The following is a 15036-nucleotide window of genomic DNA, read 5'->3' on the forward strand; positions in this document are numbered from 1 at the left end:
CATGACCGACCCGCGACTCGAGACCCTGCGCCAGGCGCTGCCCGCGTTGCGCCTGTCGGTGGAGCCGTCCGACCTCGAACACTACGGGCGCGACTGGACCCGGCGCTGGACCCCGGCACCGCTGGCGATCGCCTGGCCCGTGGACATCGCGGACGTGCAGGCGCTGCTGCGCTGGGCTCATGCGCATCGCGTGGCGATCGTGCCCTCCGGCGGACGCACCGGCCTGTCCGGCGGTGCGGTGGCGGCCAACGGCGAACTGGTGGTGAGCCTGGAACGGATGAACCGCGTGCTCGATTTCGATCCGGTCGACCGCACGCTCACCGTGCAGCCCGGTATCGCGCTGCAGGCGGTGCACGAGGCGGCCGCGGCGCACGGGCTGCAGTACCCGGTGGATTTCGGTGCACGCGGCTCGTGCACGATCGGCGGCAATATCGCCACCAACGCTGGCGGCATCCGTGTCATCCGCTACGGCAATACGCGCGAATGGATCGCCGGGCTGAAGCTGGTCACCGGCACCGGTGCGTTCCTCGATCTCAACCGCGGCCTGGTCAAGAACTCCAGCGGCTACGACCTGCGGCATCTCGCGATCGGTGCGGAAGGCACGCTCGGCATCGTGGTGGAGGCCACGCTCAGCCTCACCGACCCGGCGCCGCCGGCACAGACGCTGCTGCTGGCGCTGCCGTCGTTCGAGGTACTGATGCAGGTGTTCGCCGCGTTCCGTGCGCGCGTGCGCCTGCAGGCATTCGAGTTCTTCACCGCCAACGGGCTGGCGCACGTGGTCCACCACGGTGGCGTCGATCCGTTCGATACACGGCATCCGTACTACGTGGTCGCCGAATTCGATGCCGCCGATGATGTGCAGCAGGCGGCCGGCCTGGCCGCGTTCGAGGCCTGTGCGGAGGCCGGCTGGGTGCTCGACGGCGTCATCGCGCAATCGCAGGCGCAGGCGCAGCGGCTGTGGCGCCTGCGCGAAGGTATCACCGAGGCGGTGGCGCGCTACCGGCCCTACAAGAACGATGTCTCGGTGCGTGTCGGGGCGATGGCCGCCTTCCTTGCACGCGCGCAGGCGCTGCTGGGCGAGGCGTATCCGGATTTCGAGGTGGTCTGGTTCGGCCATATCGGCGACGGCAACCTGCACATCAACGTGCTGCAGCCCGATGGCAGCGACGATGCCGACTTCCTGCGCCAGTGCGGCCAGGTGACCGAACTGCTGGCCGCGCTACTGGAGGAGCACGGCGGCAGCATCTCCGCCGAGCACGGCATCGGCCTGGTCAAGAAGCCATGGCTCGACAGCACCCGCAGCGCCGACGAGATCGCGCTGATGCGCGGCATCCGCGCGGTGTTCGACCCGGCAGGCATCCTCAACCCGGGCAAGCTGTTCGACTGAGTGCAGGGGCCGCCTGTGCTCGACGTGGCGTGCGTCTGCGCCGGCGCTCGATTACCCGCGTGGATCCATCGCGGACGTCAGTTGCACCCAGACCGGCGCGTGGTCGCTCGGGCGCTCCCAGGTGCGTGGTTCGCGATCGATGCCGGAGGCGACTGCCGACGCGCGCAGGCCGTCGGACACCAGGGTGAGGTCGATGCGCAGGCCCATGCCACGGCGGAACGCCGCCTGGCGGTAGTCCCACCAGCTGAAGATGCCGGCGTCTTCGTGGTGCAGGCGGAAGGCATCGTGCAGGCCGAGGGCGAGTAGACGCTGCAGCGCGGCGCGTTCGGCGGCCGAAGTGAGGATGTGGGCGTCATGCCAGACCTCCGGGTCGTGCACGTCGCGCGCGTCGGGGGCGATGTTGAAGTCGCCCATCACCACCAGCCGCGGATGCGCACGCATCTCCCCGGCGATCCAGTCGCGTACCGCGTCCAGCCAGCGCAGCTTGTAGACGTACTTCTCGCTGCCCACCGACTGCCCGTTGACCACGTAGAGATTGATCACCCGCACGTCGCCGATGGTGGCGGCGATCACCCGGCGCTGGTCGTCCTCGAAGCCGGGGATGCCCATCTGCACCTGGCCGATCGCAGCGTTACGGCTCAGCAGCGCAACGCCGTTGTAGGTCTTCTGCCCGTGGAACACGCTGGCATAGCCCAGCGCCTGCAGCTCGTCGAGCGGAAAGCGCGGATCCTCGAGCTTGGTTTCCTGCAGGCCGACGACGTCGGGCCGCGCATCCTCCAGCCAGCGCACCAGGTGCGGCATGCGCACGTTGAGCGAATTGACGTTCCAGCTGGCGATCTTCACGGATGATGCTCCTCGGCAGGTCACCGCACATTGTAGGAGCGATGCGTCTGCTGCCCGGTGCGTCGCTGTCGGGTCGTACGCCTGATGCCCCGCGCGACGCTCGCGCGTGCGGGAAGTTCACGACGGAAATAAAGGCGCACGTCCCCTTGGGCACACGGATCCATGCACCCCGCCGCGCCGGCCGTCATGGCGTCGCACGGTATCCTCCCCAGCCCCGACCATCGGAACCGGCACCGCCATGCATCTGCGTCCCTACCGCGACCGCCATCCACGCCTCGGTGCGCGCGTGTACGTCGATCCCGCCGCCACCGTCATCGGCGATGTCGAGCTCGGCGACGACGTCTCGGTGTGGCCGGGCACGGTGATCCGCGGCGACGTCAACTTCGTGCGCATCGGCGCGCGCACCAGCGTGCAGGACGGTAGCGTGATCCATGTCAGCCACGACGGCCCGCACGCGAAGCTTGGCGGCTTCGCCACCGCGATCGGCGCCGACGTCACCATCGGCCACAAGGCGATCATCCACGCCTGCACCATCGGCAACGCCTCGCTGATCGGCATGGGCGCGATCCTGCTCGATGGCGTCACCGTCGGCGACAATGCGATGGTCGGCGCCGGCGCGCTGGTGCCGCCGGGCAAGGTGGTGGGTGATGGCGAGCTCTGGGTCGGCAACCCCGCGCGCCCGGTGCGCACGCTCACCGACGCGCAGATCGAGGGCCTGCGTTACAGCGCCGCGCACTATGTGCGGCTGAAGGACGAATACCTGCGCGGGCCGCTCGGCTAGGTGCCCAGATTTGCGTTATGAAGCGCGGCATCTATCATTCCGCGCCGGTGCCGTGCTTTCACCTCAACTTTTCACGCCGTCGCGATGATTGCGTCTGACTCTCGCGGTAGGCGATCCGTCCATGTTCGATCTTCACTGTCATCTGCTCCCCGGTATCGATGACGGTTCGACCGATCTCGCCATGTCGCTGCAGATGGCGCGCATGGCCGTGGACGATGGCATCCGCGTGACGGCGTGTACGCCCCATATCTACCCGGGCCTGTACGAGAACACCGGCCCCCAGATCCGGGCGGCCGTCCTCGCATTGCAGGCGGAACTCGATCGCGAGGGAATCCCGATGCGGTTGGTCGAGGGCGCCGACGTCCACCTCGACCACGGTCTGGTCGAAGGCATCCGTAGCGGACGCGTGCCGACCATTGCCGGTTCACGCTACCTGCTGTTCGAGCCCCCCCACCACGTGGCACCGCCGCGGTTGGAGGAGACGCTGTTCGAGTTGCTGGCCGCAGGAATTGTCCCCGTGATCACGCATCCGGAGCGGCTGTCATGGGTGGAGCAGCATTTCGACACGTTTGTCAGGGTGGCGCACCGCGGCGCCTGGATCCAGGTGACGGCTGCCGCGCTCACCGGTGGCCACGGTCGCCGGCCCAAGTACTGGGCGGAGCGATTCATCGGCGAGGGCCATTGCCATCTGCTGGCAACCGATGCCCACCATCCCAGGCGGCGGCCTCCGGTGCTGTCCGAAGCCCGTGATGCCGCCGCGGCGCTGGTGGGACAGGAGGAGGCGCGCCATCTGGTTGATTCCCGGCCGGCCGGCATCCTCGCCAACAGCGCACCGGATACACTGCCGCCCCTGGTGGCACCTGCGCCACCGTCCCCGCGACGTGGTTTTCTGGGCAGGTTGCTGCGTGCGAGTTGATGTCCCCCTGATCCCACGAGGTGCCCGATGAGAGAGATTTCACGACTCCTGTTTGTGGCGCTCTTCGCGCTGGTGCTGTCGGCGTGCGCTTCGCCCAACCGGTCCGCGCATAGCGTGAACATGGGCAGAGTGCTCCCGCCGCCCGATACCACGACCGACTCCGGTGCCTACGAAGGCGCGACGGACTACCGGATCGGGGCGCAGGATCTCCTGGAGATCAGCGTGTTCGGGGTGGACGAACTCAAGCACCAGGCGCGCGTGAATTCCAACGGCCTCATCAACGTGCCACTGGTCGGCAGCGTGATGGCCGGCGGCCGCACGATCCCCGAACTCGAGCGCGACCTGGCAACGCGGTATGCGGAAGGCTACCTGCAGAATCCGCAGGTAAGCATCTTCGTCAAGGAATACACCAGCCAGCGGGTGACCCTGGAGGGGGCGGTCAAGAAACCGGGCATCTATCCACTGACCGGCCGTACCACGCTGCTGCAGGCCATCGCCATGGCCGAGGGGCTCGACGAGTTCGCCGACCTTGAAGGCATCGTGCTGTTCCGGCACGTGAATGGCGAGCGCATGGCAGCGGCGTTCGACATGGCCGCGGTTCGACGCGGTGCCATGCCCGATCCGCAGATCTATGGCGACGACGTCATCGTAATTGAACGCTCGGGCAGCAAGTCCGCGTTCCGGGAGTTCCTGCGCACGGTTCCGGCCCTCGGCCTGTTCTTCGCGCTCTGAACGGATTCAACAGGATAGCCACCAATGCATGACGACCAGCTTCCGGTTCCGCCGGATGGCGATAGCGGGAGCAACCTTCCGGCCAACAGCGACAGGCCCCTGCAGCCCGCTGGCTCCCGCGCGCTTGCGGTGGAGATGTTCGACGAGAGGAAGGACGCCGACAGCGACGAAATCGATCTTCTCGCGTACTGGCGCATCCTGGTAAAACGCCGGTGGCTTGTGCTCGGCATCCTTGCTGCAGTGGTGGCGCTGGCGCTGATCGCCACCCTGATGATGCCCCCGATCTACAGGGCGACGGCAGTCCTGCAGATCGATCGCGAATCCGTGCAGATCCTGCAGGTCGAGGGCGTTGGCAACGCGGAAGCTGCGGCACCGGACTTCCTGACCACGCAATACGAGCTGCTGCAGAGCCGCTCCCTCGCGGAACGTGTCGCCAACGAATTGAACATCGACGCCGCGACGGTGGCTCGACTGGATGCGACAGGTTGGTGGCAACGCGCCACCAGCGCGCTGCGCCCCCAGTCCAGCGACGGCGCGGAGCCTGGAGGCGAAACGGAAGCCGAGGCCGACCAGCTCGCCAACCTGGGACAGGCTGTCGGGATCGTGCGACAGGGACTGACGGTCGAGCCGGTTCGCAATTCGCGGCTGGTGCGCGTGCACTTCGATTCGACCCTGCCCGCGTTCAGTGCGCAAGTGGTGAACGCGGTCGCCGACGGCTTCATCGCCCATGCCATCGAGCGCAAGTTCGACGCGTCCTCGTATGCCAGCAGGTACCTGGAAGAGCAGCTCGCGCTTGCGAAGGGCAGGCTGGAAGAATCCGAGCGCGCACTTGTCGATTTCGCCTCGCGGGAAAACATCGTCGCGAGTGGCGAAAGCGGGCAAAGCCTGGAAAGCCAGAACCTGGGTGCGCTCAACGAAGCGCTGGCGGCTGCGCAGAGCGAGCGCATCCGCGCGCAGGCCGCGTGGAACCAGGTGTCCGGGGGCGGTGCGCTGCCGGCCGGCGCCATCAGCAACTCGATTCTCAACACGCTGCAGCAACAGCGCGCCACGCTCAACGCGCAGTACCAGCAGCAGTTGCAGACCTACAAGCCGGACTATCCCAGCATGCAGGCGCTGCAGGGGCAGATCGAGGAGGTCGACCGGCAGATCGAACAGGAACGTGCCTCCGTGCGTGCTTCCATCCGGGCGGAATACGACGCCGCACAGTCCCGGGAAAACATGCTGGTCGCCCAGCTCAACACGCTGCGCACGCGCACGCTGGATGTCGACAACCGTTCGATCGACTACAACATCCTGCGTCGCGAAGCCGACACCAATCGCCAGCTCTACGACAGCCTGCTGCAGCGCTACAAGGAAGTCGGCGTGGCCGCCGGCGCGGGAGTGGGGACGAACAACATCTCCATCGTCGATCGCGCGATGGTGCCGACCAGTCGTTACAAGCCCAGCCTGCCCCTCAACCTGGCGATTGGCCTGATGCTGGGCCTGATGCTCGGGGTTCTGGTCGCATTCGTGCTCGAGTTCCTCGACGACACGATCAAGACACCCGAAGACCTCGAGCAGCACCTGCGCCTGGCACTTCTGGGCGTGGTGCCCAACCTGCGCAAGGGCACCGTGGCCGAGGCCCTCGCCGACCCGAGGTCGGCATTCTCGGAAAGCTACCGCTCGGTGCGCACGGCGCTGCAGTTCTCCACTGATCGCGGTGTGCCCAAGGTGCTCCTGGTCACCAGTCCCAGCGCCGCCGAGGGCAAGTCGACGACGGCGCTTACGCTGGCGCGCAACTTCGCCCAGCTCGGCAAGCGCGTGCTCCTGGTCGAAGCCGACCTGCGCAATCCATCGCTCCATCGGGTCACCGGCATGCGCGCGGAACAGGGTCTCTCCAGCCTGCTTGCCGGTGCCGCCAGCATTTCGCAGGTGATCCGCGACACCGATGACGAGCGGCTGCAGGTCATCCTGGCCGGCCCCCTGCCACCCAATCCCGCCGAGCTGTTGTCAGGGAGCCGGCTGTTGTCGATGCTGACGATCGCCGCAGAGAAGTACGACCAGGTGATCATCGACGGCCCACCGGTACTAGGCATCGCCGATGCCCCCATTCTCTCGAACGTCGTCAGCGGAACTCTGCTGGTGGTGTATTCCGGCAAGACGCGCATCAAGACGGCGCAGTCGGCAATCAAGCGCCTGGCGGCGGCGAGGGCGCACCTGATCGGGGGACTGTTGACGCACTACGACGCCAAGGTCGCCGGATACGGTTACGACTACGAGTCCTATTACGCCTACGGAACCACGCCCAAGCTGGGCAAGGGTTGACGCGGGGGCAACGTGATGGCCACAGGGGGAGAGGCGCTCGAACTCGCGCTGGGGCTACTGCGGTCACCGGCGCATCGGAATGTGCTGTGGGCACGGCCGCTGCCGGGGGGGATGACCGAACTCCTCGAAGTGGCGTCCGGGTCGACGTCCGCGCAGCGCTCGGCTGCGGAGCGGATGCGGGTCGCGCCGGATCACCTGCGGGAAGCTGCCCGGTTCTTCGTACAGCAGGTGTTGTTCGCCGCAAACGGTGATGCGTATCGCGTGCTCGGAGGGGATGCCCGATCGAGCGACGCGTTACTGCGCAGGCACCACCGCCTGCTGCTGAGCTGGCTGCACCCTGATCGCAATCCCGGTGCGCTCGAATGGGAGGAGACCTTCGCGCACCGGGTGAACCAGGCCTGGAACCAGGTCCGTACCCCATCGCTGCGGCGGCGGTATGACGCCATGTTCGATCCAGCCATCGAACAGGAGGAGATCCGCCCTGTTGGAGTGCGTCGGCCTGCGCCTGGGCTCGCCGTGCCAGTCGCCATGGGTCAGTCCGCAAGCCGCACAGGTCCGTTGCTTGTGCTGTTGCTGGCGTTGCTCTGCCTGATGCTGACCTGGGTGGCCGTGCGCGGCGATGGCAGGATCGTCGACTGGGATGAGCCGCCTGCACGGGCGCACGAACCACACCTCGACGCCGAGGCCGGATCACCGCAGACGCGGGAGATCGCCAGCCGACCCGCAGCCGTGGAGGAGACCCCTGGCACTTCGCGTCCAGAACGCAATCCGAAGCCCGCGGCGCATGCGCTGCCGCCCCAGCGCGAGATCACGTCCATCACGCCTGCAACCGGGCAGCAACCCGCGGCTTCGCGCTCCCTGGTTTCCGGTCCGGTCCCGCCTGAAACGACAACACCTGAAATACCATCGCCCGTGCCTGTCACGGCGCCGGCAGTGGACGAACCCGTCGTTGCGGGCCCAGCCGCGACGGTCGTAGTGAATGACCCGCCTGCCCCATTGCAGCGTGACACCGTCCCGGTAGCGCCGGCATCGCCAGCTCCCGACCCCTACCAGCTCCTCCGCGAAGCTGATGCCACCGTGGCGCACCTGGCCAGGTACCTGGTGTCGCCGGCGGTCGCACCGCCCAGTTGGCGTAGCACCGCGGTCGAGCGCACCGTGCAGGCGGTTCGGACCGGACTGGAGTCGCGCGTGGCGGTTGTTCACGAGGCGCAACTTGCCCTGCATTCGCCCAACTGGACCCTCGGCGACGAGGCCGCCAGCCTCAACACGGCCTACCAGCTCGAACATCTCGGTACCACCATGGAAACGGGGCTGATGCACGTGCGCCTCGAGCGTGGACTGGACCACTGGCAGGTTGCGAGCGTGCAACTGGAGCCGGCGCGATGACGCCCCTGCGCAAAGTGGTGTTCGGCATTTTCCTGCTCCTGCTCGTCGGCCTCTCGGGCTGGTTGTTCGCCACGCGTGGGGATGCAGACGACGTCCAAACCGACCTGGCCCAGGCGCGGGCGCACCTGGCCGCGGGCGTGCGGGACGAGGCGGCGACAGTTGCACGCGCAGTGCTTGCGCGTGAGCCGTTGCACGGCGAAGCGTTCGCGCTGCTCGCGCGGGCACTTGCCGACAACGGCACGGAAGAAGAAGTCCTTGCCCGCTATGAAATCGCCGTGCGGCGGGCACCCCGGGATCCCCATACCCGCAGCTGGCTGGCCGCGCACCACCTGCGCCATGGCGACTACGCGAGCGCAATGCGTCATCTGGACGCGTTGATGACGGTATCGCCCCGTCATCGCGACACTGTGCTCGCGGCGTTGGGGGACCTTGCCGCCGATCCGCAGTTTGCGGATGCGATTGCGCGCCACTTCGCGCAGCACCCGCGATGGCGCGCCGGACTGCTGCGGCATACGCAGCGGCATGGTGCGGCCGGAGCGGTCGACACCCTGCATGGCGCGCTGGGGCACCATGGCCAACTCGACGAGGCCGATATCGCGCGCTGGCTGGACCATCTGATCGGCGCTGGCCGTTGGGGTGAAGCCTACGCGCACTGGGCCGGCACGCTTGCCGGACCGGTGGAGCGCTTGCAGCAACCCTGGAACGGGGACTTCTCGCGGCCGCCCTCGTCCGTCGGGTTCGACTGGCGCCTGCGCCGCACACCCGGTGTCGTCGCGCAGCGTATTGCCCTCGACAATGGCCACGCGATGCGTTTCACCTTCCTGGGCCGGCCGGTGGCCGCGGTCGGGCTCGAGCAGCCACTGCTGCTGGCGCCGGGCCCGCACCGGCTGCATGTGCGCATGCGCACCGTCGGCCTCCGAGCCAGTCGCGGGCTGGAATGGTCGCTTACGTGTGGCGATCGTACCCCCATCGCGACCGGGGCCAGGATCCAGGACGCCACCAGCTGGCGTGATACCAGCCTCGAGTTCACCGTGCCGGACGACAACCAATGTGCAGGGCAGTGGTTGCGGCTGGTAAACCCCGCCCCGCAGGGGGTGGCACAGGCACTGCGCGGCGAACTGCACGTTGCCGACGTACGGATCGAGCGCATTCATTGAGCCTTCTACACGCAAACGTCACATATCCGCTTGATTCGGCAGCAAATTTGCGCTGAAGGGCGTTGCGTTCGACTCCCGGGGGGCTTATCCTGTGTGCCGGCCTGTCTTGGTCGGATACCCCCTACATCGGAAGGACGCCATATGAACAAGCCCCTCTATCTCGCCGCGCTGATGGCGGCCGCAATCTCGGCTCCCGCCTTTGCGCAGGACCAGGTCACCGCAACGCTTCGCGTTGATTCCGGCAGCGCGATGATCAGCCAGGGCGGTGAGTTCACGCCGGCGGCATCGGGTAGCCAGGTTCCTTCCGGCAGCCGCGTCATGCTTGCCGAAGGCAGCCGCGCGACCTTGGTGTATCCGAATGGGTGCTCGCAGGCGCTGTCGACCGCAGGCGTGTTCAGCGTGCCGGCAACCTGCGTGGCCGCCGCGGGCACCAGCGGTGGTGCCACTGCCGGTGGCGGAACTGCCGCCGGCGTCGATCTGGCCGCCGTGGGCATCATCGGCGGCTCGGTCGCCGCGATCGCCGGCATTGCCGAAGCCACGATGGATGACCAGCCGGCGCCGCCTCCGCCGCCGATCAGCCGCTGATCCACATCGCGTGGTAACGAGCGGGACGGGGTCGCCCCCGTCCCGTTTTCGTTGCGTATCAGGTAATGCGCCGGATGGACACTTCGCACACCGCCATGGATACGGGGGATGTCGCAGCCGCGTGTGCGGCATGCGGCCTCCTTGCAGTCACGCTGCTGGCAGGCGGGAGTTCGCAACAGACAGGAGCGGGTTTGACGGTCGCCGCGTCAATGGGTATCCCGTTGCTGGCCTGGGGTGCGTGGCGCAGGGCGCAGGCCCCCCTGGGCACGCTGCCGGCAGCCTGGCTGGTGTTCGCGGCGCTCGTTGTCCTGCTTCCCCTTTTCCAGCTGGTGCCTGTTCCTGCCGAGTGGGGGGGCAAAGGACGGCTTGAGCTGCAGCACGATCTGTTGACCATGGGCGCGACAGCGCCCGCGCAGTGGACGCTGGCTCCCGTTGGCGTGCGCGGTGCGGTGCTGGCACTGCTTCCAGCTGCGGCCGTGTTCGTGTTGACGCTGGGGCTGCCCGCCACCGGCCAGCGCATCGTGCTCATGACGGTCGTCGCTCTGGCGATGGGGAGCCTTCTGCTGGGCGTCGCACAGCTCGGCGCGCCACAGGAAAGTGTTCTGAACCCCTACCCGCAGTGGGCCCCGGCGATGAACGGATTCTTCGCCAATCCCAACCACCAGGCCACGCTGCTCGTAGTTGCCGCCACGCTGGCGTGCGCGGGTCTGGCGCATGCCCTGGGTGCATGGCCGCAGCGCCGACGACACCGGGCGCTGGCGGTCCTGGGCAGCACGGTGGTCCTGCTGTTGTCGCTTGTCGCCCTGCCACTGACCGGCTCGCGTGCCGGCGTGGTGCTGGTGATCCTGGCACTTGGGATGGTTGCAGCGTTGCAGTGGCCGCTGTGGCGTGGCTCGCGCCGCGGCCGTCTCGCACTCGTGGGTGGCGTGGCGGTGGCCGGTAGTGGCCTGCTGGCCGCGTTGCGGTGGATGCAGTTGGATGCAGTGGACGAACTGCGTGCGCCGCTGCGCGCGGCCACTGGCGAGATCGCCAGCCGTTACCTGGCCACTGGCAGCGGCGTCGGGAGCTACGTGCCGGTATTCGAGCAGGAAGCGCCGGACGAATTGCTGATGGACGACTACGTCAACCACGCCCACAACGAGTACCTCCAATGGACGCTCGAGGCGGGGCTGCCCGCAGTCGCGCTCATGCTCGCAGGCGCGGCGCTGCTGGTTGCCACAATTGGCGCCATCCGTCGCCTGCCGGCGCGCCAGCGTGTCCTGCCGCAGGCCGCGCTGCTCGGTCTCGTCGTCGTGCTGGCGCACTCGTACGTCGATTACCCGCTCCGTACGCCAGCGATGCTGGCGGTCGCCGCCGCGCTGGCCGCCGTTGCAGCCACGACCCGTCACGCCCGCCCGAACCCGGCATAATCGGTGGCTGCATCCAACAGGCTCGACGCGGATGCACCCGGGCTTGCACTTCCGGATGCTGCCTGCATCACCGCACCACCAGGACGCTCCACCCGCAAATGACTGCATACCAGCACCTCCTGCAGGCCCTGCCTGCCGCCCCGCGGACCTGGCTCATCACCGGCGTGGCCGGCTTCATCGGGTCGAACCTTTTGGAGACCCTGCTGCGGCTCGACCAGCATGTCGTTGGTCTGGACGACTTCAGCACCGGCCACCAGCGCAACCTCGCCGAGGTGCGCGGGCTGGTGAGCGCCGCGCAGTGGGCACGATTCCGCTTCATCGACGGTGATATCCGCAACGCGCAGGCCTGCCATGGCGCCTGCGCCGGCGTGGACCACGTGCTGCACCAGGCGGCGCTCGGCAGCGTGCCGCGCAGCCTGGAAGACCCGCGGACCACGGATGCGGTCAACATCGGGGGCTTCCTCAACATGCTGGTGGCCGCACGCGATGCCGGTGTGCGCAGCTTCACCTACGCCGCCAGCAGCAGTACCTATGGCGACCACCCCGGCCTTCCCAAAGTGGAAGACACGATCGGCCGCCCGTTGAGCCCGTACGCCGTAACGAAGTACGTCAACGAACTGTATGCCGACGTGTTTGCCCGCAGCTACGGCTTTCCGAGCATCGGGCTGCGCTACTTCAACGTGTTCGGTGCACGGCAGGACCCGGACGGCGCCTACGCCGCGGTCATCCCGAAGTGGACGGCGGCGCTGATTCGCGGTGACGCGGTGTGGATCAACGGCGATGGCGAGACCAGCCGCGACTTCTGCTACGTGGCCAATGCGGTGCAGGCAAACCTGCTCGCTGCTGCCACGACGAACCCGGAAGCGCTCAACCAGGTCTACAACGTGGCCGTGGGCGACCGCACCACCCTCAATGGCCTGTTCGATGCCCTGCGCCAGCGCCTTGGACCGCACGGCGTCGAGCCGGCCGTACAGGCGCATTACCGCGACTTCCGCGCTGGCGACGTGCGCCACAGCCAGGCTGATATCGGCAAGGCGCGGCGCCTGCTGGGCTATGCCCCTACCCATCGCTTCACCCAGGGGCTCGACGAAGCAGTGCCATGGTATGTGGCCAGCCACCACGCCACCATCGCCTGACCGCCGCTCCACCGGCACACCGCGACGCCGTTACAAGGATGACCTACGTGCAATCCCCCCCGGATCCCGCCCACACCCGCATCGCCATCATCGGCCTTGGTTATGTAGGCCTGCCGCTGGCGGTCGAGTTCGGCAAGCAGTACGACACCGTCGGTTTCGACATCAACGAAGCCCGCATCGGCGAACTTCGCGCCGGGCGCGACAGCACCCTGGAAGTGGAGCCCGAGCTGCTGAAGGAAGCCGCGCGTCTGGAGTTCACCAGCGAACCCGAGGGTATCGCGCGCTGCAACGTCTATATCGTCACCGTACCCACGCCGATCGACAGCGCCCGCCGCCCGGACCTGACGCCCCTGCGCAAGGCGAGCGAAGCACTGGGCAAGGTGCTGAAGCCCGGCGACACGGTGGTGTACGAGAGCACCGTGTACCCCGGCTGCACTGAAGAAGTGTGCGTGCCGATCCTGGAGCAGCTGAGCGGCCTGAAGTTCAACCAGGACTTCTTCTGCGGCTACAGCCCCGAGCGCATCAACCCGGGCGACAAGGAACACCGCGTCACCACCATCCTCAAGGTGACCTCGGGCAGCACGCCTGCGGCCGCCGACTTCGTGGACGCTCTGTACCGCAGCGTGATCACCGCGGGCACTCACAAGGCCAGCAGCATCAAGGTGGCCGAGGCCGCCAAGGTGATCGAGAACACCCAGCGCGACCTCAACATCGCCCTGGTCAACGACCTGGCGATCCTGTTCAACAAGCTGGGCATCGACACGCTGGAAGTGCTGGAAGCCGCCGGCACCAAGTGGAACTTCCTGCCGTTCCGCCCGGGCCTGGTGGGCGGGCACTGCATCAGCGTGGATCCGTACTACCTGACCCACAAGGCGCAGGAAGTGGGGCACCACCCGGACGTGATCCTGGCCGGGCGCCGCACCAACGACGGCATGGGCGAGTACGTGGCCAACCAGGTGATCAGGCTGATGGTGCGCAACGGGATCAACCCCGTGCGCTCACGCATCCTGGTGCTGGGGCTGGCGTTCAAGGAGAACTGCCCGGACCTGCGCAACACGCGCGTGGTGGACATCATCGGTGCGCTGCAGGGCTACAACGCGCGCGTGGACGTGTGCGACCCGTGGGTGGACGCGGGCGAGGCGAAGCACGAGTACGGGCTGAGCCTGTGCAAGCCGGGCGAGGGGGAGTACGACGCCATCGTGGTGGCGGTGGGGCACGACGAGTTCCGGAAGTTGGGTGCGGCGGGGATACGCGCGCATGGCAAGCCGGGGGCGGTGTTGTATGACGTGAAGTATGTGTTGCCGCGGGAAGCGGTGGATGGGCGACTCTGAGCCTCGGTGCTCCAAGGTCTCCCCAAAACTTCACTTATAAGTTAAAATGCCCCTCCACCTCCTCCGGATCAACTATCGGGCCTTGGGTCGTGAAACGCCGGAGCCGGTCGCCGAGCCCGGCTGCTGGCGTCTCTACGCCCCGTGTGACGAGGCGGACGCTGCGGCGTGCCAGCTGTTGCAGCACATCGCTGGGATGCAGTCGATCAGGGACCGCAAGGCCGCCCTGGCCGCTCTGGACAAGCTGGTGAAGGTGGCCGCCTCGGGAAAGCCTCTGCCGGTGTTTTATGACGAGAAACAATGCCATGACATCCACCGCTTCCGTCACGACGGGCAGGAGCACGTGCTCTGGCGGATCCGCAACGGCGACATCCGCATCGTTTTCCACTATGGCCAGGACCGCCTGATCCTGCTGACCGATGCGCTGGTGAAGCGCAAGGACAAGCTGTCGACTGCTGAAACCTCAGCCCTTGAACGGCAAGTCAAAGCTTTCCTCGACGCTGAAAAAGCCGGCTCGCTCAGGCTTTTCGACGTCGAAAACCCGCCCGCCCCTCCGGGAGCAACACCATGAAGCAGCCCCGAAACGACATCACCGCCCTGTTCAGCGACGTCTGGGAAGACGCCGATTTCCGTTTCGAGATCAAGGCGCAGGAAATCGCCACCGACCTTGCGCGCGCACTGCACGAAGCAGGCATGACGCGGACCCAGCTGGCGGAGAAGCTCGATTGGAAGCCCAGCCGCATCAGCAAGGTGCTGGGCGGTGGTGCCAATCTCACGCTGAAGACCCTGCACGAGCTTTGCGAGGCGATCGGGCTGGAGTTCGACGTCATCCTGCGTGGGTCGCGTCAGGCACGAGCGGCGCAGCCGTGGGAAGTCCCGCACATCAAGAACGACATCCGTCGGCTGCTTGATGACGCGCAGCACGCCCATGCCCGGACCCAGGCGATGTTCGAAACGGCGCGCCGACTCAACCAGAACAGTTGGCAGCGCGCGTCCTATATGAACCGGCTGGTCGAAACAGGGCACGTGTTCAACGATCTCCCCATGATGCGCGAGGCCTGCTAATGCAAGC

General features: G+C 67.2%; 14 protein-coding genes. 13 read left to right on the forward strand and 1 reads right to left on the reverse strand.

The window, feature by feature from the left end:
- The first annotated feature begins 1 nt into the window (after position 1).
- Positions 2 to 1387 (forward strand): FAD-binding oxidoreductase, encoded by a 1386-nt coding sequence (locus LDO11_RS10290; protein ID WP_232141465.1) that lies wholly within the window; start codon positions 2 to 4, stop codon positions 1385 to 1387.
- A 51-nt stretch (positions 1388 to 1438) separates the two neighbouring features.
- Here LDO11_RS10290 and xth read toward each other — a convergent pair whose 3' ends face one another.
- On the reverse strand, positions 1439 to 2230 hold the full coding sequence (xth, locus tag LDO11_RS10295) for an exodeoxyribonuclease III (RefSeq protein WP_232141466.1): 792 nt from the start codon (positions 2228 to 2230) through the stop codon (positions 1439 to 1441).
- A gap of 238 nt (positions 2231 to 2468) precedes the next feature.
- Here xth and LDO11_RS10300 point away from each other — a divergent pair, with 238 nt between their 5' ends.
- From LDO11_RS10300 to LDO11_RS10355, 12 genes are all read left to right on the forward strand, one after another.
- Positions 2469 to 3011: a gamma carbonic anhydrase family protein gene (locus tag LDO11_RS10300; RefSeq protein ID WP_232141467.1), complete on the forward strand. Its 543-nt coding sequence runs from the start codon at positions 2469 to 2471 to the stop codon at positions 3009 to 3011.
- A 121-nt stretch (positions 3012 to 3132) separates the two neighbouring features.
- Positions 3133 to 3927, forward strand: a complete 795-nt coding sequence (locus tag LDO11_RS10305; RefSeq protein ID WP_232141468.1) for a tyrosine-protein phosphatase — start codon at positions 3133 to 3135, stop codon at positions 3925 to 3927.
- 54 nt (positions 3928 to 3981) lie between these two features.
- Entirely contained in the window at positions 3982 to 4659 is a 678-nt protein-coding gene (locus tag LDO11_RS10310) for a polysaccharide biosynthesis/export family protein (protein WP_232141469.1), read from the forward strand.
- A 24-nt stretch (positions 4660 to 4683) separates the two neighbouring features.
- Positions 4684 to 6963 (forward strand): GumC family protein, encoded by a 2280-nt coding sequence (locus LDO11_RS10315; protein WP_232141470.1) that lies wholly within the window; start codon positions 4684 to 4686, stop codon positions 6961 to 6963.
- Between the two features lie 111 nt (positions 6964 to 7074).
- Positions 7075 to 8349 (forward strand): DnaJ domain-containing protein, encoded by a 1275-nt coding sequence (locus LDO11_RS10320; protein ID WP_232141471.1) that lies wholly within the window; start codon positions 7075 to 7077, stop codon positions 8347 to 8349.
- A complete protein-coding gene (locus tag LDO11_RS10325; RefSeq protein ID WP_232141472.1) occupies positions 8346 to 9506 on the forward strand; it encodes a tetratricopeptide repeat protein in 1161 nt (386 codons plus the stop codon). Before LDO11_RS10320 ends, LDO11_RS10325 begins: the two co-directional genes overlap by 4 nt.
- Positions 9507 to 9647: 141 nt before the next feature.
- The gene (locus LDO11_RS10330) at positions 9648 to 10091 is read left to right on the forward strand and encodes a hypothetical protein (RefSeq protein ID WP_232141473.1); all 444 of its coding nucleotides are present in this window, start codon (positions 9648 to 9650) and stop codon (positions 10089 to 10091) included.
- A 209-nt stretch (positions 10092 to 10300) separates the two neighbouring features.
- Positions 10301 to 11500, forward strand: a complete 1200-nt coding sequence (locus tag LDO11_RS10335) for an O-antigen ligase family protein (protein ID WP_232141474.1) — start codon at positions 10301 to 10303, stop codon at positions 11498 to 11500.
- 98 nt (positions 11501 to 11598) lie between these two features.
- Positions 11599 to 12636, forward strand: a complete 1038-nt coding sequence (locus LDO11_RS10340) for an NAD-dependent epimerase/dehydratase family protein (RefSeq protein ID WP_232141475.1) — start codon at positions 11599 to 11601, stop codon at positions 12634 to 12636.
- Positions 12637 to 12683: 47 nt separating this feature from the next.
- Entirely contained in the window at positions 12684 to 13967 is a 1284-nt protein-coding gene (gene tviB / locus LDO11_RS10345) for a Vi polysaccharide biosynthesis UDP-N-acetylglucosamine C-6 dehydrogenase TviB (RefSeq protein ID WP_232141476.1), read from the forward strand.
- Between the two features lie 46 nt (positions 13968 to 14013).
- Positions 14014 to 14535, forward strand: a complete 522-nt coding sequence (locus LDO11_RS10350; protein ID WP_232141477.1) for a hypothetical protein — start codon at positions 14014 to 14016, stop codon at positions 14533 to 14535.
- Positions 14532 to 15029: a helix-turn-helix domain-containing protein gene (locus LDO11_RS10355; protein ID WP_232141478.1), complete on the forward strand. Its 498-nt coding sequence runs from the start codon at positions 14532 to 14534 to the stop codon at positions 15027 to 15029. The genes LDO11_RS10350 and LDO11_RS10355 overlap by 4 nt, the downstream gene beginning before the upstream one ends.
- Positions 15030 to 15036: the final 7 nt, after the last annotated feature.

Source organism: Alterluteimonas muca (assembly GCF_021191595.1).
Lineage (GTDB): Bacteria > Pseudomonadota > Gammaproteobacteria > Xanthomonadales > Xanthomonadaceae > Luteimonas > Luteimonas muca.